The 20859-nt window shown below is 66.9% G+C and carries 16 protein-coding genes and 1 other RNA gene; 8 read left to right on the top strand and 9 right to left on the bottom strand.

All coding sequences use genetic code 11. The features are described from left to right. Nucleotides 1-234: 234 nt before the first annotated feature. Nucleotides 235-1530, top strand: a complete 1296-nt coding sequence (tcuC, locus tag WJ12_RS04760; RefSeq protein ID WP_034187411.1) for an MFS transporter — start codon at nt 235-237, stop codon at nt 1528-1530. 93 nt (nt 1531-1623) lie between these two features. Here tcuC and WJ12_RS04765 read toward each other — a convergent pair whose 3' ends face one another. Then, nucleotides 1624-3465 carry a tetratricopeptide repeat protein gene (locus WJ12_RS04765; protein WP_175029322.1) on the bottom strand — a complete coding sequence of 614 codons (1842 nt, stop codon included), beginning with the start codon at nt 3463-3465 and terminating at the stop codon, nt 1624-1626. Nucleotides 3466-3595: 130 nt separating this feature from the next. On the opposite strand from WJ12_RS04765, the gene WJ12_RS04770 reads away from it, so the two are divergent. Further along, nucleotides 3596-5242, top strand: a complete 1647-nt coding sequence (locus WJ12_RS04770; RefSeq protein ID WP_034187413.1) for an FAD-dependent monooxygenase — start codon at nt 3596-3598, stop codon at nt 5240-5242. 8 nt (nt 5243-5250) lie between these two features. Here the strand turns inward: WJ12_RS04770 and WJ12_RS04775 are convergent, their stop codons facing one another. The 4 genes from WJ12_RS04775 to WJ12_RS04790 are packed head-to-tail and all read right to left on the bottom strand — an operon-like array spanning nt 5251 to nt 10553. Next, nucleotides 5251-5502: a formate dehydrogenase subunit delta gene (locus tag WJ12_RS04775; protein ID WP_034187414.1), complete on the bottom strand. Its 252-nt coding sequence runs from the start codon at nt 5500-5502 to the stop codon at nt 5251-5253. A 7-nt stretch (nt 5503-5509) separates the two neighbouring features. Next, nucleotides 5510-8461, bottom strand: a complete 2952-nt coding sequence (gene fdhF, locus WJ12_RS04780; RefSeq protein ID WP_034187415.1) for a formate dehydrogenase subunit alpha — start codon at nt 8459-8461, stop codon at nt 5510-5512. A gap of 17 nt (nt 8462-8478) precedes the next feature. After that, nucleotides 8479-10056 (bottom strand): formate dehydrogenase beta subunit, encoded by a 1578-nt coding sequence (locus tag WJ12_RS04785; protein ID WP_034187416.1) that lies wholly within the window; start codon nt 10054-10056, stop codon nt 8479-8481. After that, a complete protein-coding gene (locus WJ12_RS04790; protein WP_034187417.1) occupies nt 10053-10553 on the bottom strand; it encodes an NAD(P)H-dependent oxidoreductase subunit E in 501 nt (166 codons plus the stop codon). Before WJ12_RS04790 ends, WJ12_RS04785 begins: the two co-directional genes overlap by 4 nt. A 131-nt stretch (nt 10554-10684) precedes the next feature. Here WJ12_RS04790 and WJ12_RS04795 point away from each other — a divergent pair, with 131 nt between their 5' ends. The 3 genes from WJ12_RS04795 (at nt 10685) to WJ12_RS04805 (ending at nt 12874) form a co-directional block, all read left to right on the top strand. Further along, a complete protein-coding gene (locus tag WJ12_RS04795; RefSeq protein ID WP_059557126.1) occupies nt 10685-11791 on the top strand; it encodes a substrate-binding domain-containing protein in 1107 nt (368 codons plus the stop codon). A gap of 101 nt (nt 11792-11892) precedes the next feature. Beyond that, nucleotides 11893-12162 (top strand): hypothetical protein, encoded by a 270-nt coding sequence (locus tag WJ12_RS04800; RefSeq protein WP_049033188.1) that lies wholly within the window; start codon nt 11893-11895, stop codon nt 12160-12162. 361 nt (nt 12163-12523) lie between these two features. After that, nucleotides 12524-12874, top strand: coding sequence for a DUF4148 domain-containing protein (locus WJ12_RS04805; RefSeq protein WP_034187420.1), 351 nt, complete (start codon nt 12524-12526; stop codon nt 12872-12874). A 276-nt stretch (nt 12875-13150) separates the two neighbouring features. Here WJ12_RS04805 and ssrA read toward each other — a convergent pair. From ssrA to ompA, 4 genes are all read right to left on the bottom strand, one after another. Beyond that, nucleotides 13151-13520: a transfer-messenger RNA gene (ssrA, locus tag WJ12_RS04810) on the bottom strand. Nucleotides 13521-13537: 17 nt separating this feature from the next. Next, the gene (gene gph / locus WJ12_RS04815; RefSeq protein WP_059557125.1) at nt 13538-14251 is read right to left on the bottom strand and encodes a phosphoglycolate phosphatase; all 714 of its coding nucleotides are present in this window, start codon (nt 14249-14251) and stop codon (nt 13538-13540) included. 13 nt (nt 14252-14264) lie between these two features. Beyond that, nucleotides 14265-14963 (bottom strand): bifunctional 2-polyprenyl-6-hydroxyphenol methylase/3-demethylubiquinol 3-O-methyltransferase UbiG, encoded by a 699-nt coding sequence (gene ubiG, locus WJ12_RS04820; protein ID WP_034187422.1) that lies wholly within the window; start codon nt 14961-14963, stop codon nt 14265-14267. Between the two features lie 154 nt (nt 14964-15117). Continuing rightward, entirely contained in the window at nt 15118-15786 is a 669-nt protein-coding gene (ompA, locus tag WJ12_RS04825) for an outer membrane protein OmpA (RefSeq protein WP_006476579.1), read from the bottom strand. 526 nt (nt 15787-16312) lie between these two features. Between ompA and gyrA the strand changes: the two genes are divergently transcribed. The 3 genes from gyrA to serC all read left to right on the top strand — a co-directional run bounded on the left by gyrA (nt 16313) and on the right by serC (nt 20837). Next, nucleotides 16313-18916, top strand: a complete 2604-nt coding sequence (gene gyrA, locus WJ12_RS04830) for a DNA gyrase subunit A (protein ID WP_034187423.1) — start codon at nt 16313-16315, stop codon at nt 18914-18916. Between the two features lie 83 nt (nt 18917-18999). Then, on the top strand, nt 19000-19599 hold the full coding sequence (locus tag WJ12_RS04835; RefSeq protein WP_034187466.1) for a DUF2059 domain-containing protein: 600 nt from the start codon (nt 19000-19002) through the stop codon (nt 19597-19599). A 155-nt stretch (nt 19600-19754) separates the two neighbouring features. Then, complete coding sequence (serC, locus tag WJ12_RS04840; protein WP_034187424.1) at nt 19755-20837, top strand: 3-phosphoserine/phosphohydroxythreonine transaminase; 1083 nt, start codon at nt 19755-19757, stop codon at nt 20835-20837. Nucleotides 20838-20859: the final 22 nt, after the last annotated feature.

Below are 20859 nucleotides of genomic sequence, written 5' to 3' on the forward strand. Positions count from 1 at the left end.
TTTGCCCGTTTCAGGGCGACTCGTACGAGGCGAATGCCACGAAGGCAACGACAGCGGCGCTCCAAGGCAAATGTCGGCTTCGCGTGGCATCATTCGCGAACCATGCCGGTGCAAGCGTCGTTGTGCGATGCGCCACCGGCGGGCAGCGATGCCCGTGCGCGCCGGCCCGGCGCGGCGCGTATCGCCGGGTCCATGCGGCGCGCATTCGCGCCATCCGAGCTGAGCGAGAAAAACATGTCCACAGCGTCACACGCCATCGCGCAGGAATCGAAAGTCCGCACCGTGTTCCGGGTCGTCAGCGGCAACTTCCTGGAAATGTACGACTTCATGGTCTACGGGTACTACGCGTCGGCCATTGCGAAAACCTATTTCCCGAGCGGCAACGCATTCGCGTCGTTGATGCTGTCGCTGTCGGTGTTCGGCGCCGGCTTCCTGATGCGGCCGGTCGGCGCGATCGTGCTCGGCGCATACATCGACCATCACGGCCGCCGCAAGGGGCTGATCCTGACGCTCGGGTTGATGGCGATCGGCACGCTCGCGGTGGCCGCGATACCGGGCTATGCGACGATCGGCGTGCTCGCGCCGGTGCTCGTGCTGCTCGGCCGGCTGCTGCAGGGTTTCTCGGCCGGCGTCGAACTCGGCGGCGTGTCGGTGTACCTTTCGGAGATCGCGACGAAGGGCCACAAGGGGTTCTATACGTCGTGGCAGTCGGGCAGCCAGCAGGTGGCGGTGGTGTTCGCCGCGCTCGTCGGCGTGCTGCTGAATCGCGTACTGCCTGCCGAGGAGATGACCGCGTGGGGCTGGCGCATCCCGTTCCTGATCGGCTGCCTGATCGTGCCGTTCCTGTTCCTGATCCGCCGTTCGCTGAAGGAGACCGACGAATTCCTCGCGAAACGTCATCGCCCGACGATGGGCGAGATCATGCGCTCGATGCTCGATAACTGGGGCGTCGTGATCGCCGGCATGGGGATGGTGATCATGACGACGGTGTCGTTCTACATGATCACCGCGTATACGCCGACCTTCGGCAAGGAAGTGCTGCACCTGTCGTCGCTCGACGCGCTGGTCGTGACCGTCTGCGTCGGTGTTTCGAACCTCGTGTGGCTGCCGCTGTCCGGCGCGCTGTCCGACCGTGTCGGCCGCCGCCCCGTGCTGATCGCGTTCACCGTGCTGACGCTGCTGACGGCTTACCCGGCCGTGCTGTGGCTCGTCGGCGATCCGTCGTTCCTGAGGCTGCTCGCGGTCGAGCTGTGGCTGTCGTTCCTGTACGGGTCGTACAACGGCGCGATGGTCGTCGCGCTGACCGAAGTGATGCCGGCCGACGTGCGCACGGCCGGCTTCTCGCTCGCCTACAGCCTGGCGACGACGATCGGGGGCTTCACGCCCGCGATCTCGACGCTGCTGATCCACCAGACCGGCAACAAGGCGGCGCCGGGACTGTGGCTGAGCGTGGCGGCCATCTGCGGGCTGATCGCGACGCTCGTGCTGTATCGCACGTCCGAAGCGCGCAACCAGTACAAGGCGGCCTGACGGGCACCATTCCGTCGCGCACGTCGCGCGGCACGGGCCGCGTGGATCGCATTGAAAAAGGGAGCGCACCGCGCTCCCTTTTTTCGTCTGCGTTCAGGCGTCGCGTCGCAACTGGCCGGCAACCGTGGCCGCGACGTCGAGCCATTCGCCCGGCGCGGGCTGGCGGGCGATCCGGGCCTGCGGATACCACGGGCAGTCGTCGCCGGTGAACCAGCGCCAGTCGGGCGCGAACGGCAGCATGACCCACAGCGGCTTGCCGAGGGCGCCCGCGAGGTGCGCGACGGCCGTGTCGATCGTGACGACGCCGTCGAGCCGCTCGATCAGCGCAGCCGTGTCGGCGAAGTCGTTCAACCGGCCGTCGAAGCGATGCACGCGCGGATGCGCGTCGACGCGCGCGCGTTCGTCGTCGTCGAGCGCGGGTTGCAGCACGATCCAGTCGATGTCCGGCAGCGCGAGCAGCGGCGCGAGCGCATCGAACGGCATCGAGCGGTTTTCCTGCGCCTGCCGGCGCCCCGACCAGGCAAGCCCGAACTTGCGCTTCGACTGCCCGCCGAGCGAGCCGCGAAAGCGCCGACGGGCACTGTCGGGCGCATCGAGGTAGCGCGAGCCGCCGACGATGTCGTCCGGCTGCAGCCCGAGCAGGAACGGCAGGCTCATCAGCGTGCAGGCAACATCCGCCGCGGGCGGCCTGGCGGCACCCGGTGCGACGAGCGTCACGCGCCAGCGCGACGCGGCCGGCGCCAGCAGCGGCACGAGTTCCGGCTGAACTTCGAGCACGAGGTGCGCGCAGCGTGCGCGGGCAAGCGGCACGAAGCGGACGAACTGCAGCGTGTCGCCGAACCCCTGTTCCGCACGGATCAGCAGCGTGCGTGACGCAATCGGCTCGCCTTGCCAGCGCGGCAGCGTGCCGAGCGACGTCGCGCCGGGTGTCTCGTGGCGCGCTTCGTAGGCCGGCAGCCCGCGCGTGAAGTCGCCGAGCGTCAGCAGCGTGACCGCGCGGTGCAGCCGCGCGAGCGTGAGATCGGGCGCGACGCGCAGTGCCTGGTCGAACGCGCGCAGTGCCATCTCGTATGCGCGGAGCGCGTGATGCGCGTTGCCGAGGTTCAGCCACGCGAGGCCGAACGACGGATCGAGACCGACCGCGCGCTCGTAGTAGGGCAGTGCGTCGCGGTGGCGCCCCTGGGCGCACAGGGCGTTCGCGAGCCCGAACAGCGCGAGCGGAAACGGCGGGTGCAGCGCGAGCGCCGCTTCGAACGCGGCGGCCGCCTCCGCATGCCGGCCGACCGCGTCGAACGTGTTGCCGAGATTGAAATGCGCGGCGACGAAGCGCGGCTGCGCGGCGATCGCGGCCTGGAAGTGCGTGATCGCGTCGTCGGCGCGGCCCATCGCGTTCAGCGCCATCGCGAGGTTGTTGTGCGCGCCCGCATGCCCGGGCCGCAGTTCGAGCGCGCGACCGAACGCGGCGAGCGCATCGTCATGGCGGCCGAGCGCGTTCAGCGCGTTGCCGAGATTGTTGTGGATCGATGCGTCGTCGGGCGTGAGCCGCAGCGCGCGGCCGAACGCATCGATCGCGTCGTCGTGCCGCTGCAGCGCCGCATACGCATTGCCGAGGTTGTAGTGCGCGAGCGGAAATTCGGGCGCGAGCGTCAGCGCGTTGCGAAAGCGGTCGATCGCTTCGTCGAGCCGGCCGAGCGCCTTCAGCGCGTTGCCGAGATTGAGCTGCAGCGCGGCATCGTCCGGGCGCAGCGCGACCGCGCGGCCGACGAGGTCGGCCGCTTCGGCATGCTGGCCCTGCTGGTGCCGCAGCACCCCGAACAGGTGCAGCGCGTCGGCGTTGGCGGGGTCGGAGGCGAGCGCGTTGCGATAACCGTGCTCGGCCTCGGCGAGGCGGCCTGCGCGGTGTGCGGCGTACGCCCGGTCGAATGCGGAATCCATGACGCGAAAACTGACGGAAAGCGCGTATTTTCCCACACCGCGCGGGGGTGCCGCCGGTCGGCCGGTCGGCATATGGCCCCGTCACGCGGAGCGGCGTAGACTGGCAGGGTCGCGTGTCATCGAGGTTCTCATGGCTGACACACTGTCCGATATCCCGCCCGTGCTGATCGTCGGCGCGGGGCCGACCGGTCTCGCCGCGGCGATGAGCCTCGCGCGGGCCCGCGTGCCGGTGCGCATCATCGATCGTCTCGCGGCGCCCGCGCCGTATTCGCGCGCGATCGGCATCCAGGCGCGCACGCTCGAGCTGCTGGAGCAGCATCGCGCGGTCGAACCGTTTCTCGCGCTCGGTCATCGCGCGCATGCGGCCGCGCTGCATGCCGACGGCCGCGAGATCGCGCGGCTCGATTTCGATCCGCTGCAAACGCGCTATCCGTATCTGCTGTTTCTCGATCAGAGCATCACCGAGCGCCTGCTGGCCGAACACCTGGCGCAGCTCGGCGTGACGGTCGAGCGCGGCGCGACGCTGACCGCGTGCGACGCGGGCGGCACGTCGCTCGACGTGTCGATCCGCCACGCGGACGGCCGCGACGAGTCGTTCGCGCCGTCGTACCTGATCGCGGCGGACGGCGCGCACAGCACGGTCAGGCATCTGCTCGGCCTGGGCTTTGCCGGGCAGGCGTTTGAACAGACGTTCCTGCTTGCCGATTTCGCGGCGATCCCCGACTGGCCGGACGAAGAGATCCACCTGTTCACGTCGTCCGACGGCATGGCCGGCCTGTTTCCGATGGGCGACGGCCGTTACCGGCTCGTGGCCGACCGTCCGCCCGGCAGCGACGCGTCGTCCGATGCGCCGACGCCGACGCTCGCGGAGTGCGACGCGATCGTGCGTCGCCGTGCCGGCGTGTCGATCTCCCCGAGCGATCTCGCGTGGTCGTCCTATTTTCACCTGCATAGCCGGATGGTCGACCGGTTGCGTCACGGCCGCGTCTTTTTCGCGGGCGACGCCGCGCACGTCCACAGCCCTGCCGGCGCGCAGGGCATGAACACCGGCATCCAGGAAGCATTCAATCTCGGCTGGAAGCTCGCGCGCGTGCTGGGCGCCGGCACGCCCGAGCGGCTGCTCGACACGTACCACGCGGAGCGCCATCCGATCGAGCGCGACGTGTTGCGGCAGACCGGATTCGTCACGCAGATGGTCGAAGCCGAGCGCGGCGCGATGCGGCTGCTGCGCGATCATGTCGTACCGCTGCTGGCGTCGTTCGGGCCGATGCGCGACGCGGTGCGGCGCACGGTCAGCGAGCTCGGCGTGCAGTACCGGAAAAGTCCGCTCACGCTCGAGCGCGTGCTCGACGGCGGCCCGCGCGCGGGCGAGCGGGCACCCGATGCACTCGTGCATGTGCTCGACGGGCCGCTCGGCCGCGCACCGGGGACGGCGCGGTTATACGATCTTCATGATCCGGCGAGCTTCACGCTGGTGCTGCTGGAAGAACCGGCGGATGCCGATACCGGCGAGGTGCCGCCGATGCCGGCCGACGCGCGGGCGCTCGTGCAGGGGCTCGAACGGATCATGCCGGAAGCGGTGCGCGCGTGGCGCGTCACCGATGCCGCAGGCGATGGCGCCGCCGGCCTGGCGCGGGAATATGGCCGCTCGCGGCCGTCGTTCTACCTGTTGCGGCCCGACGGTTATGTCGCCGTGCGCGGGCGCACGGCAACCGACGCGAACGCGCTGCTGCGCCACTGCGAAACCTGGTTCGCGGGCATGACGCAGTCCGCGTAGCGGCGCGGTCAGACGCTCGCGGCGGCGGGCACCAGCGAGGCCCGATGCGCGGCGACCGCGTCGCGCACGATCGGTGCCGCGCGTTGCGCGCCTTCGCTCGACGGATCGTCGAGCGCGGCGAGCAACGCGCGGCGCATCCGCGGTTCCCAGAAGCGCCGGAGATGGTCGGCGATGCCGGCCAGCGCTTCGTCGCGATCGGGCATCGATTCGAAGAATGCGCCGATCTGGTTGGCCATGTCGATCAGGTGTCCTTGATCCATCGCTGCCTCACTTGCCTGTCGTCACGGTGTCGGGCGTGGCCGCGCGGCGCTCGAGCAGGTCGATCTGCTCCGCGTTGAAACGCGCATACGCACGCTGCCAGTCGGACGGTTGCGCGACCGGCAGCACCTGCACGGCCGTCACCTTGTATTCGGGGCAGTTCGTCGCCCAGTCGGAACTGTCGGTCGTGATCACGTTCGCGCCCGATTCCGGGAAGTGGAACGTCGTGTATACGACGCCCGGCTGCATGCGCTCCGTCACGAGCGCGCGCAGCACCGTCTGCCCGGCGCGCGATTCGATGCCGACCCAGTCGTCGGTCCGGATCCCGCGATCCTGGGCGTCGTGCGGATGGATCTCGAGGCGGTCCTCTTCGTGCCACCGGACGTTTTCGGTCCGGCGCGTCTGCGCGCCGACGTTGTATTGCGACAGGATGCGGCCCGTCGTCAGGATCAGCGGATAGCGCTGCGTGACCTTCTCCGGTGTCGGAATGAACTTGGTGATCACGAACCGGCCCTTGCCGCGCACGAATGCGTCGATGTGCATGGTCGGCGTGCCGTCCGGCGCGTGCTCGTTGCACGGCCACTGGATGCTGCCGAGCGCGTCGAGCTTCTCGTACGACACGCCCGAGAAGGTCGGCGTGAGCCGCGCGATCTCGTCCATGATTTCCGACGGATGCGTGTAGTGCATGTCGTAGCCGAGCGCCTGCGACAGCAGCAGCGTCACTTCCCAGTCCGCGTAGCCCGCGAGCGGCGGCATCACCTTGCGCACGCGCGAGATGCGGCGCTCGGCGTTCGTGAACGTGCCGTCCTTCTCGAGGAACGTCGAACCCGGCAGCAGCACGTGCGCATATTTCGCGGTCTCGTTCAGGAAGATGTCCTGCACGACGATGCATTCCATCGCCGACAGCGCGGCCGCCACGTGCTGCGTGTTCGGGTCCGACTGGACGATGTCCTCGCCCTGGCAGTAGAGCCCCTTGAAGCTGCCGTCGAGCGCCGCGTCGAACATGTTCGGGATGCGCAGCCCCGGTTCCGGTTGCAGCGTGGCCGACCACGCCTGCTCGAACTGCGCGCGCACGACCGCGTCGCTGATGTGCCGGTAGCCGGGCAGTTCGTGCGGGAACGAGCCCATGTCGCACGAACCCTGCACGTTGTTCTGGCCGCGCAGCGGATTGACGCCGACGCCCTCGCGGCCGATGTTGCCGGTCGCCATCGCGAGGTTCGCGATGCCCATCACCGTCGTCGAGCCTTGCGCGTGTTCGGTGACGCCCAGCCCGTAATAGATCGCCGCGTTGCCGCCCGTCGCATAGAGGCGCGCGGCTTCGCGCACGCGTTCGGCCGGCACGCCCGTCACGTCGGCGGTCGCCTCCGGCGAATTCTCGTCGCGCGACACGAATTCGCGCCATTGCTCGAATGCGCGGGTATCGCAGCGTTCGGCGACGAAGGCGTCGGCGACGAGCCCCTCCGTGACGATCACGTGCGCGAGCGCGTTGACGATCGCGACGTTGGTGCCGGGGCGCAGTTGCAGGTGGTGCGTGGCCTTCACGTGCGGGCCGTCGACGACGTCGATGCGGCGCGGGTCGATCACGATCAGCTTCGCGCCTTCGCGCACGCGGCGCTTCATCCGCGAGCCGAACACCGGGTGGCCGTCGGTCGGGTTCGCGCCCATCACGACGATCACGTCGGCCTGGCCGACCGAGGCGAACGTCTGCGTGCCGGCCGATTCGCCGAGCGTCGTCTTGAGACCATAGCCGGTCGGCGAATGGCACACGCGCGCGCAGGTATCGACGTTGTTGTTGCCGAACGCGGCACGCACGAGCTTCTGCACGAGATAGGTTTCCTCGTTCGTGCAGCGCGACGAGGTGATGCCGCCGATCGAGTCACGGCCGTACTTCTGCTGCAGCTTGCGGAATTGCGTAGCCGCATACGTGAGGGCTTCGTCCCAGCTCACTTCGCGCCACGGGTCGGTGATCTTCTCGCGGATCATCGGCTTCGTGATGCGGTCCTTGTGCGTCGCGTAGCCCCAGGCGAAACGTCCCTTCACGCACGCGTGGCCTTCGTTGGCGAGGCCGTTCTTGTGCGGCGTCATGCGCACGACCTGCGTGCCCTTCATCTCGGCCTTGAACGAGCAGCCGACACCGCAGTACGCGCAGGTCGTGACGACCGAGTGTTCGGCCTGCCCGAGCTGCACGACGGATTTTTCCTGCAGCGTGGCCGTCGGGCATGCGGCGACGCACGCGCCGCACGACACGCATTCCGATGCCATGAACGATTCGCTTTCGCCCGCGGCGACACGCGATTCGAAACCGCGCGCGGCGATCGTCAGGGCGAACGTGCCCTGCGTTTCCTCGCATGCGCGGACGCAGCGGTTGCAGACGATGCACTTCGACGGGTCGTACGTGAAATACGGATTCGATTCGTCCTTGCGGTCCTTCAGGTGATTCGCGCCGTCGAAGCCGTAGCGCACTTCGCGCAGCCCGACCACGCCCGCCATGTCCTGCAATTCGCAGTCGCCGTTGGCGGGGCAGGTGAGGCAGTCGAGCGGATGGTCGGAGATGTACAGCTCCATCACGTTGCGACGCAGCGACTGCAGCCGGTCCGACTGCGTGCGCACCTTCATGCCGGCTTCGGCGGGTGTCGTGCACGACGCCGGATAACCGCGCCGGCCTTCGATCTCGACGAGACACAGCCGGCACGAGCCGAACGGCTCGAGCGAATCGGTTGCGCAGAGCTTCGGGACGTTGACGCCGGCCTCGATCGCCGCGCGCATCACCGATGTGCCGGCCGGCACCGTCACCGGCTGGCCGTCGATTTCGAGCGTGACGTCGGTGTCGGCATGCCGTTGCGGCGTGCCGTAGTCGGTATCGTCGAACGGATCGCGGGCACGCGCCTGAGCGGCGCTCTTGCACGCGCATTGGCCCGAGCCGCAGCCGCCTTGGCGGACGTTGTTCGTGTCGAGGGACATGCAGGGCTCCTTCTGGGTCAGGCCGCGGCCTTGACCGGACCCGCTGCGGCATCCTTGCCGGCAGCGAGCCCGAAATCTTCGGGGAAATGGTCGAGCGCGGACAGCACCGGGTACGGCGTCATGCCGCCCATCGCGCACAGCGAGCCGGCCAGCATCGTGTCGCACAGGTCGCGCAGCAGCGTGACCTGACGCTCCGACGTGTCGCCGTCGCGGATGCGTGCGATCGTCTCGACACCGCGCGTCGAGCCGATCCGGCACGGCGTGCACTTGCCGCACGATTCGATCGCGCAGAACTTCATCGCGTATTCGGCCAGTTCGGCGAGGTTCGAGGTGTCGTCGTGCAGCACGATGCCGCCGTGACCGACGACCGCGCCGATCGCCGCATACGCCTCGTAGTCGAGCGGCACGTCCCACTGATGGTCGGGCAGGTAGGTGCCGAGCGGGCCGCCGACTTGCGCGGCGCGAGCGGGCCGGCCGCTGGCCGTGCCGCCGCCGAAGTCGAACAGCAGTTCGCGCAGCGTGACGCCGAACGCGAGTTCGACGAGGCCGCCTTGACGGATATTGCCCGCCAGCTGGAACGGCAGCGTGCCGCGCGAGCGGCCCATCCCGTAGTCGCGGTAGAACGCCGCGCCGCGCGCGAAAATCACCGGCGCCGTCGCGAGCGTGATCACGTTGTTGATGACGGTCGGCTGGCCGAACAGGCCCGCGAGCGCCGGCAGCGGCGGCTTCGCGCGCACGACGCCGCGCTTGCCCTCGAGCGATTCGAGCAGCGCGGTTTCCTCGCCGCACACGTACGAGCCCGCGCCTTTCGCGACGTGCAGCTCGAACGCGTGCGCGGAGCCGAGCACGTGCTCGCCGAGCCAGCCGGCTTCGCGCGCGCGGACGATCGCGGCTTCGAGTGTCGCGATCGCGTGCGGGTATTCGCTGCGCACGTAGATGTAGCCGACCGTCGCGCCCGTCGCGATGCCCGCGATGATCATCCCTTCGATCAGGCAGTACGGATCGCACTCCATGATCAGGCGGTCGGAGAACGTGCCCGAATCGCCTTCGTCCGCGTTGCAGACGATGTATTTCTGCGCGGCGTGCGCGTGCCGCACGGTGCGCCACTTGATGCCGGCCGGGAACGCCGCGCCGCCGCGGCCGCGCAGCCCCGATTCGATCAGCGTCTCGCAGGCGGCGTCGCCGTCGAGCGACAGTGCGTTCTTCAGGCCGGCGAGTCCTTCGTACCGCAGGTAGTCGTCGATCGACAGCGGGTCGGTCAGGCCGATCCGCGCGAACGTGAGGCGCTGCTGGCGCGCGAGATAGGGCAGTGCGTCGACGAGGCCGACGCTGCTCGGGTGCGTGCCGCCCTCGAGCCAGTGGGCGTCGAACAGCGCGGGCACGTCGGTGGCCGACAGGTTTGCATAGCCGACGCGGCCCGCGGCCGTGCCGATCTCGACGAGCGGCTCGAGCCACAGCAGCCCGCGCGAGCCGTTGCGGACCAGTTCGATCGCGACGCCGCGCCGTTCGGCCTCCGCGACGATCGCGGCGGCGAGCGCGTCCGCGCCGAGCGCCAGCGCGGACGAATCGCGCGGAACGTAGATGCGGGTCGTCATGCGGCCTCCTGCGAGTGGGCGACCGCGTCGGCGAGCAACGCGTCGAATTTCTCCGGCGTGACCTTCGCGTGCAGCACGCCGTTGACCGTCAGCGACGGCGACTGCGCACACAATCCGAGGCAGTACACCGATTCGAGCGCGACGGCGTCCGGCGCGCGCGCAGCGGCGGCATCGCCGTGTGCCGCGTCGAACCGGCAGCCCGTGCGCGCCTCCGCATGGGCGGCGAGCGTTTCGCCACCCATGCTGCGGCACGCTTCGGCGCGGCACATCTGGATCGTCACGCGCGCGGGCGGCGCGGTGCGGAAGTGATGGTAGTAAGTCAGTACGCCGTGGACTTCCGCACGCGACAGGTTGAGTGCCTTGGCGAGCGGTGCGACGCAACCCGACGGCACGTAGCCCGCGTCGTCCTGGATCGCGTGCAGGATCGCGACGAGCGACCGGCCGGCGCGCGCATGACGCTCGACGAGCGCGTCGGGCGCAGGGGAATTCGGGGACATCGGTTATGCTCCTCCAAAATCTCATATGCGCTTGCAGTTCATATAGTGCGCATCTCGACTTCGTTCTGATTGATTTTTATCAACCATAAGCGGAACATTCCGCGGTCGCAATAGGAAATCGGAGTGCATAATTGATTCGGATCGAATGCGACGCGTATCTGACCGTACGCGACACGGAAGGCCGGTCGGCCAGCCTGTCGGACGTCGCACCGTTGCTCGAACTCGTGGCCGACACGGGCAGCATTGCGCAGGCGGCACAGGCCAAGGGGCTGTCGTACCGGCACGCGTGGGGCATGCTCCGCGCGCTGGAAGCGTGCATCGGCGGCGAGTTGATCGAAACGGCACGCGGCAAGGGCTCGACGCTGTCGGCGCTCGGGCAGGCGGTCGTCGATGCGCAGCGCCTCGCGCGCAGCCGGCTCGACGGGAATTTGCGCACGCTGGCGGCCGAAGTGGCGAGCGACCTGAACCGGCGGCTCGCGCAGCGCGACGGCGCCGTGCGCATCCATGCGTCGCACGGCTACGCGGTCGCGACGCTCGTCTCCGCGCTCGTCGATGCGCAGGCGGCCGTCGACATCAAGTATCGCGAGAGCATCGAGGCCGTACAGGCGCTCTCGCGCGGCGAATGCGACCTGGCGGGCTTCCATCTGCCGCGCGGCGCGTTCCGCGCGCAGTGCGCGCAGATCTACCGGCCGTGGCTCGACGACACGCGCCACGTGCTGATCCACCTGACGCGCCGTCAACAAGGGCTGTTCGTGCCGCGTGGCAACCCGAAGCAGGTCCGCGGTCTCGCGGATCTCGCGCGCAACGACATCCGCTTCGTCAACCGGCAGCCGGGGTCGGGCACGCGCATGTTGCTGGACCTCGCGCTGCGTGCGATCGGCATCGATCCGGAGCGCGTCGACGGCTATGCATCGGCCGAGCTCACGCATTCGGCGATCGCGGCATTCGTCGCGAGCGGGATGGCCGATCTCGGCTTCGGCGTCGAGCCGGCCGCGCATCATTTCGGGCTCGACTTCATCCCGGTCGTCGACGAGGACTATTACTTCGCATGCGAACGTGCGCGGCTCGACGCCCGGCCGCTCGCCGGCGTACTGGCGCTGCTGCGCGACGCACGTTTCGTCGAGCGCGTCGAGCATCTGGACGGCTACGATCCGGCCGCGTGCGGCACGCTGACGGGCATCGCGGCCGGGCTGGCCGGCGACGACAGCGCGCAGGCGCGGCACGGCAATTCCCGGTAACGGGGACGCGATCGGGTCGCGCTGCAACAGCGGGGGATTTGCGCTACGCTTGGCGCTTGATCAACGTTCCAACAAGCACGCCGTTCAGGCGTCATTCCGCCATGAAATTTTCCGTTCCCCACGCCGCGGCAGCGTTGACCGCGGGGCTGCTGGTCGTCGTTTCGCCGTTTGCGTCCGCGCAGAATTCCCCGGGTGTGCCGGGCGGCATCCTGAGCGAACAGTTTCGTTTGAACGAGCATCCGCAGATGCCGTTCGCGGCGTCGGCGCCATCGCAGAAATACCAGGGCGGCAAGAAGTCGGCGTTGCGCCGCAAGGGCGACCTGGGTGACCCGAACGGCTGCAACCTGAAGTGCCCGATGGATACCCAGTAATGCGCTGACCGGCGCGTTTGTGCCCGGGGTGAGGCGCCGTGCTTTCGTACGACTGCCCATCATCTGACCGCGGGTGGACGAGCGTCGATTCCGGGCCTGATGGTGGTCGAGCCCCGCAAAGCGTTACCGCTTTGCGGGGCTCGTGCTTTTCGACGGGCCCGCATCCAACGGGGTGCCGGGCGGAGCTGCCGTACGCACGTCTGGCCGTCCCGCTCATTGATCTAGGGTTAACCCGTAATTCAGGAAGGATGTCTTCCAGAAACCTGCCTTATTCTTAAGCATCTGCCTACATAAACTTCGGTTTGTCAGCGATGAACAAGGTGTTCACCGCGAACACAGACAAATCTGGAGGTAGGTCATCATGAAGTCGCTCGTTCAAGCCGTCGTCGTTGCTGCTGCGCTCGTTGCCCCGGTCGTGTCGTTCGCCCAGTCGGGCTCGACGATCACCCGCGCGCAGGTTCGTGCCGAACTGGTCCAGCTCCAGCAGGCCGGTTACAACTCCGCCCGCGGCGAAGATCCGCATTATCCGGAAGCGATCCAGGCCGCGACGGCCCGGGTTGCAGAGCAGCAGCGTGCGCTGGCGCAAGCGCAAGGCGCCGACGTCAGCGGCTACGGCGCACAGGCGCAGGGCGCATCGGCATCGGGTTCGCGTGCGATGGGCGTGCGTCCCGCCAGCGCTGAAGAAATGAAGTCGCTGTATCGCGGCAGCTGAGCCGCGCGTCGCCCGGCGCGAACCGGTCGCGACAACGCGTCGTGGCCGGGGCCGCGGTAGCCGGGCTGGCCGCCGTCAGGCGCAGCGAGTGACTGCGCGGGGGCGGCCGACCATCCGTCACCTCCTGCCGCCGGAGTACCGGCGGCATTCCGCCCGGCCGCCCGTCCGTCAGTGGCTGGGCGCTTTTTCGGCAGGAGAGGGAGGCATGCGTTTCGCCGGCAACAAAAAACCCCGCAGACTTGCGTCATGCGGGGTTCGTGCGACGAGCGCGGAATTTGGTGGAGGCGGCGGGAATCGAACCCGCGTCCAGAAGCGCTCCACGACTAGTTCTACATGTTTAGTCCAGTCTTTTGATTTAACCGCAGCGACGCGGACGAACACGCTGCACTACGGCGATTCGCTAGATTTTCGACCCTGGCGTCGCGACGCCGACAGGGCTTAACTGACGTAAATGACCTCTGGCGGTATTGCTACCGGTCTTGCGACACTAGCCCGTCAGTGAACTAGGCAGAGGACGGCGGCCCTTAGGCTGCCAGTGCGAACGTATCGTCGTTTGCAGTTACGATTTTCCCATTGATTAACGAGGTGACGGGTCCTCGACATGCCCTAGCCGCTTCACAACCCCTGTCGAAACCAGGTCGCCCCCGCGGATAAGATCAATCATTATAGCCCAACATCGCGCAGCAGTTCGCGCAGTTCCTGCGTCGTATCGACGAGATGCTGCGCCTGCCAGTCGGTCGGTGCGACCCCGTCGCCGCAATAGCCGTACGCGGCCGCGACCGTCGCCATGCCGGCCGCGCTGCCGGCCTGAATGTCGCGCAGGTCGTCGCCGACGTAGACGATGCGCGCGGGCGCGAGCGTCAACTGGTCGGCCGCGTGCAGCAGCGGGGCCGGGTGCGGCTTCGGGTGCGGCGTTGTGTCGCCCCCGACGATGCAAGCGGCGCGCGGTGCGAGACCGAGCAGGTCGACGAGTGGCGCCGTGAGCCGCATCGCCTTGTTCGTGACGATCCCCCAGCGCACGCCGCGCGCATCGAGTTCGTCGAGCACGTCGCCGATGCCGGGGAACAGCACCGTATGCACGCAGAGATCCGTCGCGTAGTTGGCCAGGAACTCGTCGCGCATCGCTTCGTAGCCGGGCGTGTGCGGATCGATGCCGAACGCGCCGCCGAGCAGGCCGCGCGCGCCGGCCGAGGCCAGCGGCCGCAACACGTCGAGCGACGTTTCGGGCAGGCCGCGCTCGCGTTGCATCTTGTTGACGGCCGCCGCGAGATCGGGCGCCGTGTCGGCGAGCGTGCCGTCGAGGTCGAACAGCACGGCATCGCAGTGCAGCAGGCGCGGTTCGTCGGCTGCCCGCGCGGTCGAAAGGGGAGTCGTCATGCCGGTCGGAAGGTCACGCGCCGCGGCGGCACGCGATGAGGTAGTTGATGTCGGTGTCGTTCGACAGCGCGAAGCGCTTGCCGATCGGGTGATACGTGATGCCCTTGATCTCCACGATGTGCAGATCGGTCGCGCGCACGAAGCCCGCCAGTTCCGACGGACGGATGAAACGCGCGTAGTCGTGCGTGCCCTTCGGCAGCATCTGCGCGATGTACTCCGCGCCGATCACCGCGAACAGGTAGGACTTCAGGTTGCGGTTCAGCGTCGAGAAGAACACCCAGCCGCCCGGCTTCACGAGCGTCGCGCATGCGGCGACGATATCGCCGGGCGACGGCACGTGCTCGAGCATTTCCATGCACGTGACGACGTCGTAGGTGCCCGGTTCGCGCGCGGCGATCGCTTCGGCGGCGATCGCCTCGTAGTCGACCATGATGCCGCTTTCGAGGCTGTGGAGGTCGGCGACGCCAAGCGCTTCGGTCGACAGGTCGATGCCCTTCACCTGGGCGCCGAGTCCGGCCATCGATTCGGACAGGATGCCGCCGCCGCAGCCGATGTCGAGCGCGCGTTTGCCGGCCAGGTGCGCGTGCGCATCGATCCAGCCGAGCCGGACCGGGTTCAGGTCGTGCAGCGGCTTGAATTCGGCATTCGGATCCCACCACCGGTGGGCGAGGTCGCTGAATTTCTGGAGTTCGTGCGGATCGGCGTTGGTCATGTCGGCAAACGGGCTACAGGAGGAGGGCGGTGCTGCGGTTCGTCAGACCCGAGTATATAAGAAGCAGGCGAGCGGCGAAGCGACGAGCGCCCGGACGGGCATCAATGAAAAAGCCCCGCCGGAGCGGGGCTTTGAAGCAGTCGAAAACCGCGGCTTAGTTTGCCGGAACGGTCGTCTTCTGCACTTGCTGCGTACCAACCACTTCGACTTCCACGCGGCGGTCCGGTGCGAGGCAGGCGATGAGCTGCTTGCGGTTCTTCTGGTTGCAGCCAGTCGTAACCGGGTTGCGCTTGCCCTTGCCTTCCGTGTAGATCTTGTTGGCCGGCACACCCTTGCTGACCAGGTACGACTTCACGGCTTGCGCACGGCGCAGCGACAGACGGTCGTTGTACTTGTCCGAACCGATGCGGTCCGTGTAGCCCGTTGCAACGACGACTTCCGTGTTCATGCCTTCGATCTTCGAAGCCAATTCGTCCAGCTTTTGCTTGCCCAGCGGCTTGAGCGTTGCCTTGTCGAAGTCGAACAGTGCGTCGGCTTGATACGTGATCTTCTGGCTCGTGATGGCCGGAGCGACCGGAGCGACCGGCGGCTGCGGTGCCTGGGCGACCAGTGCGCCATCGCACTTCGCGTTGGCGGTGGCCGGCGTCCAGAACGCATCGCGCCAGCAGAGCTCGTTCGTGCCGTTCATCCACACCCATTCGCCCGTGCCGTTCACCCAGTTGTCATTGACGGCTTGACGCGACGCCGGCACCGACTGTGCCGAAGCGGATGCAGCCATAACTGCGGTAGCTGCAATGAACGCGAGCTTTGAAAGTTTATTCATATTTCTCCTCTCGAAATTGAGATTACCGCAGGTTTACTGCGAGCCTGTTGACGGTGACAAGTCATACATTGCTCGAAGTATAACATTGGTGCGGCACAAAAAACGCGGCACCGCTCTGTGTAGACTTCGAGCAGCGTCTAACTTTCAGTGCGTTGGCATTTTGCCATATCGTTCCCTTCCTACGAAAAAAAATCCTCCCCACCCTAAGATCGCTTCAACTTTGTGGTGCATGCGCAACACCGCCCTGCCGCAACTTTTAGAGATTGTCAAGAGTGTGTCGGCGAAATTGCGCGAATGTGTGCTGTTGTTTACATGTGCGCGCGAAACACGCGTGACGGGATGGCCTGCGACGTCGCGTCGCGTGCGATGTCGGTCGAATCGCCGCTGCCGCGATTTTTGCTATTTATATATAGAGGGGTCGCGAATTGGCGGCTGATGGGCGCATGTTAGAATCTCGCGTTGCGTTGCGCATGCAGCGCCCACGCGAAAGGCGTTCGCCGTCTTCGCTCCGAAACGATACGGATACATGGATCAATTCGCCAAAGAGACCCTGCCCACCTCCCTAGAGGAGGAAATGCGCCGTTCGTATCTCGATTACGCGATGAGCGTGATCGTCGGACGTGCCCTCCCGGATGTCCGCGATGGCCTGAAGCCCGTGCACCGGCGCGTGTTGTTCGCGATGCACGAACTGAACAACGACTGGAACCGTGCGTACAAGAAGTCGGCGCGTATCGTCGGCGACGTGATCGGTAAGTACCACCCTCACGGCGATACCGCGGTCTACGACACGATCGTGCGGATGGCGCAGGACTTCTCGCTGCGCTACATGCTGATCGACGGGCAAGGCAACTTCGGCTCGATCGACGGCGACAATGCCGCGGCGATGCGTTACACCGAAATTCGCATGGCGAAGATCGGTCACGAGCTGCTCGCCGACATCGACAAGGAAACGGTCGATTTCGAGCCGAACTACGACGGCAACGAAACCCAGCCGTCCGTCCTGCCGGCGCGCATCCCGAACCTGCTGATCAACGGCTCGTCGGGCATCGCGGTCGGCATGGCGACCAACATCCCGCCGCACAACCTGAACGAAGTCGTCGACGCGTGTCAGCACCTGCTGGGCAACCCCGAAGCGACGATCGACGAACTGATCGAGATCATCCCGGCGCCGGACTTCCCGACGGCCGGCATCATCTACGGCGTCGCCGGCGTGCGCGACGGCTACCGCACCGGGCGCGGGCGCGTCGTGATGCGCGCGGCCACCCACTTCGAGGAAATCGACCGCGGCCAGCGGATGGCGATCATCGTCGACGAGCTGCCGTACCAGGTGAACAAGCGCTCGCTGCTCGAGCGGATCGCCGAGCTCGTCAACGAGAAGAAGCTGGAAGGCATCTCCGACATCCGCGACGAGTCCGACAAGAGCGGCATGCGCGTCGTGATCGAGCTCAAGCGCGGTGAAGTGCCGGAAGTGGTGCTGAACAACCTGTACAAGGCGACGCAGCTCCAGGACACGTTCGGCATGAACATGGTCGCGCTCGTCGACGGCCAGCCGAAGCTGCTGAACCTGAAGGAAATCCTGCAGTGCTTCCTGTCGCACCGACGCGAAGTGCTGACGCGCCGCACGATCTACGAACTGCGCAAGGCCCGCGAACGCGGCCACGTGCTCGAGGGTCTCGCGGTCGCGCTCGCGAACATCGACGAGTTCATCGCGATCATCAAGGCCGCGCCGACGCCGCCGATCGCGAAGCAGGAGCTGATGGCGAAGCCGTGGGATTCGTCGCTCGTGCGCGAGATGCTGACCCGTGCCGAAGCCGAGAACGCGTCGGCGGGCGGCCGTTCCGCGTATCGTCCGGAAGGCCTGAACCCGGCGTTCGGCATGCAGGGCGACGGGTTGTACCGCCTGTCCGACACGCAGGCCCAGGAAATCCTGCAGATGCGTCTGCAGCGCCTGACCGGCCTCGAGCAGGACAAGATCATCGGCGAGTACCGCGAAGTGATGGCGCAGATCGCCGACCTGCTGGACATCCTCGCGCGCCCCGAGCGGATCACGACGATGATCGGCGAGGAGCTGACTTCGGTGAAGGCCGAATTCGGCGACGCGCGCCGCTCGAGGATCGAGCTGAACGCGACCGAGCTGAACACCGAGGATCTGATCACGCCGCAGGACATGGTCGTCACGATGTCGCATGCGGGCTACGTGAAGTCGCAGCCGCTGTCCGAGTACCGCGCGCAGAAGCGCGGCGGCCGCGGCAAGCAGGCGACGCAGATGAAGGAAGACGACTGGATCGAGACGCTGTTCATCGCGAACACGCACGACTACATCCTGTGCTTCTCGAACCGCGGCCGCGTGTACTGGGTCAAGGTCTACGAAGTGCCGCAGGGCTCGCGCAACTCGCGCGGCCGCCCGATCGTCAACATGTTCCCGCTGCAGGAAGGCGAGAAGATCAACGTCGTGCTGCCGGTCAAGGAGTTCTCGGCCGACAAGTTCATCTTCATGGCGACGTCGCTCGGCACCGTGAAGAAGACGCCGCTCGAGGCATTCAGCCGTCCGATGAAGAAGGGCATCATCGCGGTCGGCCTCGACGATGGCGACTACCTGATCGGTGCGTCGATCACCGACGGCGCGCACGACGTGATGCTGTTCTCCGACGCCGGCAAGGCCGTGCGCTTCGACGAGAACGACGTGCGTCCGATGGGGCGCGAGGCGCGCGGCGTGCGCGGCATGCAGCTCGAGGACGGGCAGCAGGTCATCGCGATGCTGGTTGCCGGCAGCGAGGAGCAGACCGTGCTCACCGCGACCGAGAACGGCTACGGCAAGCGCACGCCGATCACCGAATACACGCGTCACGGCCGCGGCACGAAGGGTATGATCGCGATCCAGACGTCGGAGCGTAACGGCAAGGTCGTCGCGGCGACGCTCGTCGACGCCGAAGATCAGATCATGCTGATCACGACGGCGGGCGTGTTGATTCGCACCCGCGTTTCCGAGATTCGCGAGATGGGACGGGCCACGCAAGGTGTTACACTCATCAGTCTCGATGAAGGTACCAAGCTCTCCGGCCTGCAGCAGATCGCGGAGGCAGAAGAGGGCGATGGCGAGGCCGACGAGGCGTCGGACGGCGAAGCCTGAAGAACGGATGAGACTCTGACCGCCGCGGGCGCGAAGCGCTGCGGCCGGCGAGCAACCATTCATATTTCCAAAAGGGAGTGATGATGCAAAAGCAATTCAAGCAACTGGTCCTGCTGGCCGCACTGGTGCCGACGTTCGCGATGGCGCAAGCGCTGTCGAATTCCGCACCGGCGCCCGCCGCGGCAGCTGCGCCGATCGACGCTGACAAGAAGGCGGCGATCAAGGATCTGCTCGACGCGATCGACGCGCCGAAGCTCGTGTCGGCAATCGGCAACAGCGCCGAAATGCAGGCCAAGCAACTCGTGCCGGCGATCCTGTCGGACGCGCTGTCGGAAAACAAGACGCTGAACGACAAGCAGAAGCAGGCTGCCGTTCCGACGCTGCAGAAGAACGCCGTGCCGAAGCTGGTCGACGGCGCGGGCAAGGTGTTCGGTACGCAGCAGTTCCAGAGCGACGCGATGTCGGCTCAGTACGACGCGTACGCGAAGTACTACAGCACGTCGGAGATCAAGGATCTGACGACGTTCTACAAGAGCCCGACGGGCCGCAAGTTCATCCAGGTGCAGGATCAGGTCGGTCGCGACGTGGTCAACGGCCTGATGCAGAAGTACATGCCGCAAGCGATCCAGGCAACGCGTACGCAGGCTGACAAGGAAGTCGCAGCAGTCAAGCCGGGCAAGTAAAGCCGTCCGGGCACGCCCCCGGCCGTTCGGCCGGGTTTGGCGGGAGCCTGACGACAGTGCGATAATGGCCGTTTGCGCGCGAGCGCAAACGGCCATTTCTTTTCTGGCGCGGTCTGCCGGCGGCGAGCCGGTCGCGTCCCTCCGAGGTTTTCACGATGCGCGTCTTTAATTTCTCCGCCGGCCCTGCGGCGATGCCCGAGGAAGTGCTGCGGCAAGCGGCCGACGAAATGCTCGACTGGCACGGCAGCGGCATGAGCGTGATGGAGATGAGCCATCGCGGCAAGGAGTTCATGTCGATCCACGAGGCCGCGCTGACCGACCTGCGCGACCTGCTCGGCGTGCCGGCCAGCCACCGGATCCTGTTCCTGCAGGGGGGCGGCATCGCGGAAAACGCGATCGTGCCGATGAACCTGCTCGGCTCGCGCAAGACGGCCGACTTCGTCGTGACGGGGTCGTGGTCGCAGAAGTCGTTCAATGAGGCGAAGAAGTTCTGCACGCCGCATCTCGCCGCAACCGGCAAGACGGAAGACGGCTTCACGCGTGCGCCCGCACGCGCCGAATGGCAGCTGTCGGACGATCCGGCCTACGTGCATCTGTGCACCAACGAGACGATCGACGGCGTCGAGACGTTCGAGATTCCCGATCTCGGCGACGTGCCGCTGGTCGCGGACGTCTCGTCGCACATCCTGTCGCGCCCGATGGACGTCGCGAAATACGGCGTGCTGTTCGGCGGCGCGCAGAAGAACATCGGGATGGCCGGCGTGACGGTCGTGATCGTGCGCGAGGATCTGCTCGATCGCGCGCTGTCGATCTGCCCGTCCGCGTTCGAGTGGAAGACCGTCGCCGCGAACAACTCGCTGTACAACACGCCGCCCACCTACGCGATCTACATCGCGGGCCTCGTGTTCCAGTGGCTGAAGCGGCAGGGCGGCCTCGAGGCGATCGAGGCCCGCAACATCGAAAAGGCGAAGCTGCTCTACGACACGATCGATGCGAGCAGCTTCTATCTGAACAAGGTCGAGCCGGCAGCGCGTTCGCGGATGAACGTGCCGTTTTTCCTGGCCGACGAAACGCGCAATGAAGACTTCCTCGCCGGCGCAAAGGCGCGCGGGCTGCTGCAGCTGAAGGGCCACAAGTCCGTCGGCGGCATGCGGGCGTCGATCTACAACGCGGTGCCGCTCGAGGGCGTGAAAGCGCTCGTCGAGTACATGAAGGACTTCGAGCAGCGCGGCGCCTGACGGCGGCGCTGCTCAAACAGCA

This window comes from Burkholderia seminalis (assembly GCF_001718535.1).
Classification (GTDB): Bacteria; Pseudomonadota; Gammaproteobacteria; order Burkholderiales; family Burkholderiaceae; genus Burkholderia; species Burkholderia seminalis.

Excerpts from the sequence above, each read along its gene's own strand:
- WJ12_RS04800 (WP_049033188.1), top strand. The coding sequence starts at position 11,893 with ATGAAATTTTCCGTTCCCCACGCCGCGGCAGCGTTGACCGCGGGGCTG.
- gyrA (WP_034187423.1), top strand. The coding sequence starts at position 16,313 with ATGGATCAATTCGCCAAAGAGACCCTGCCCACCTCCCTAGAGGAGGAA.
- WJ12_RS04770 (WP_034187413.1), top strand. The coding sequence starts at position 3,596 with ATGGCTGACACACTGTCCGATATCCCGCCCGTGCTGATCGTCGGCGCG.
- ompA (WP_006476579.1), bottom strand. The coding sequence starts at position 15,786 with ATGAATAAACTTTCAAAGCTCGCGTTCATTGCAGCTACCGCAGTTATG.
- gph (WP_059557125.1), bottom strand. The coding sequence starts at position 14,251 with ATGACGACTCCCCTTTCGACCGCGCGGGCAGCCGACGAACCGCGCCTG.
- serC (WP_034187424.1), top strand. The coding sequence starts at position 19,755 with ATGCGCGTCTTTAATTTCTCCGCCGGCCCTGCGGCGATGCCCGAGGAA.
- ubiG (WP_034187422.1), bottom strand. The coding sequence starts at position 14,963 with ATGACCAACGCCGATCCGCACGAACTCCAGAAATTCAGCGACCTCGCC.
- WJ12_RS04805 (WP_034187420.1), top strand. The coding sequence starts at position 12,524 with ATGAAGTCGCTCGTTCAAGCCGTCGTCGTTGCTGCTGCGCTCGTTGCC.
- WJ12_RS04775 (WP_034187414.1), bottom strand. The coding sequence starts at position 5,502 with ATGGATCAAGGACACCTGATCGACATGGCCAACCAGATCGGCGCATTC.
- WJ12_RS04785 (WP_034187416.1), bottom strand. The coding sequence starts at position 10,056 with ATGACGACCCGCATCTACGTTCCGCGCGATTCGTCCGCGCTGGCGCTC.
- tcuC (WP_034187411.1), top strand. The coding sequence starts at position 235 with ATGTCCACAGCGTCACACGCCATCGCGCAGGAATCGAAAGTCCGCACC.
- fdhF (WP_034187415.1), bottom strand. The coding sequence starts at position 8,461 with ATGTCCCTCGACACGAACAACGTCCGCCAAGGCGGCTGCGGCTCGGGC.
- WJ12_RS04765 (WP_175029322.1), bottom strand. The coding sequence starts at position 3,465 with ATGGATTCCGCATTCGACCGGGCGTACGCCGCACACCGCGCAGGCCGC.
- WJ12_RS04790 (WP_034187417.1), bottom strand. The coding sequence starts at position 10,553 with ATGTCCCCGAATTCCCCTGCGCCCGACGCGCTCGTCGAGCGTCATGCG.
- WJ12_RS04835 (WP_034187466.1), top strand. The coding sequence starts at position 19,000 with ATGCAAAAGCAATTCAAGCAACTGGTCCTGCTGGCCGCACTGGTGCCG.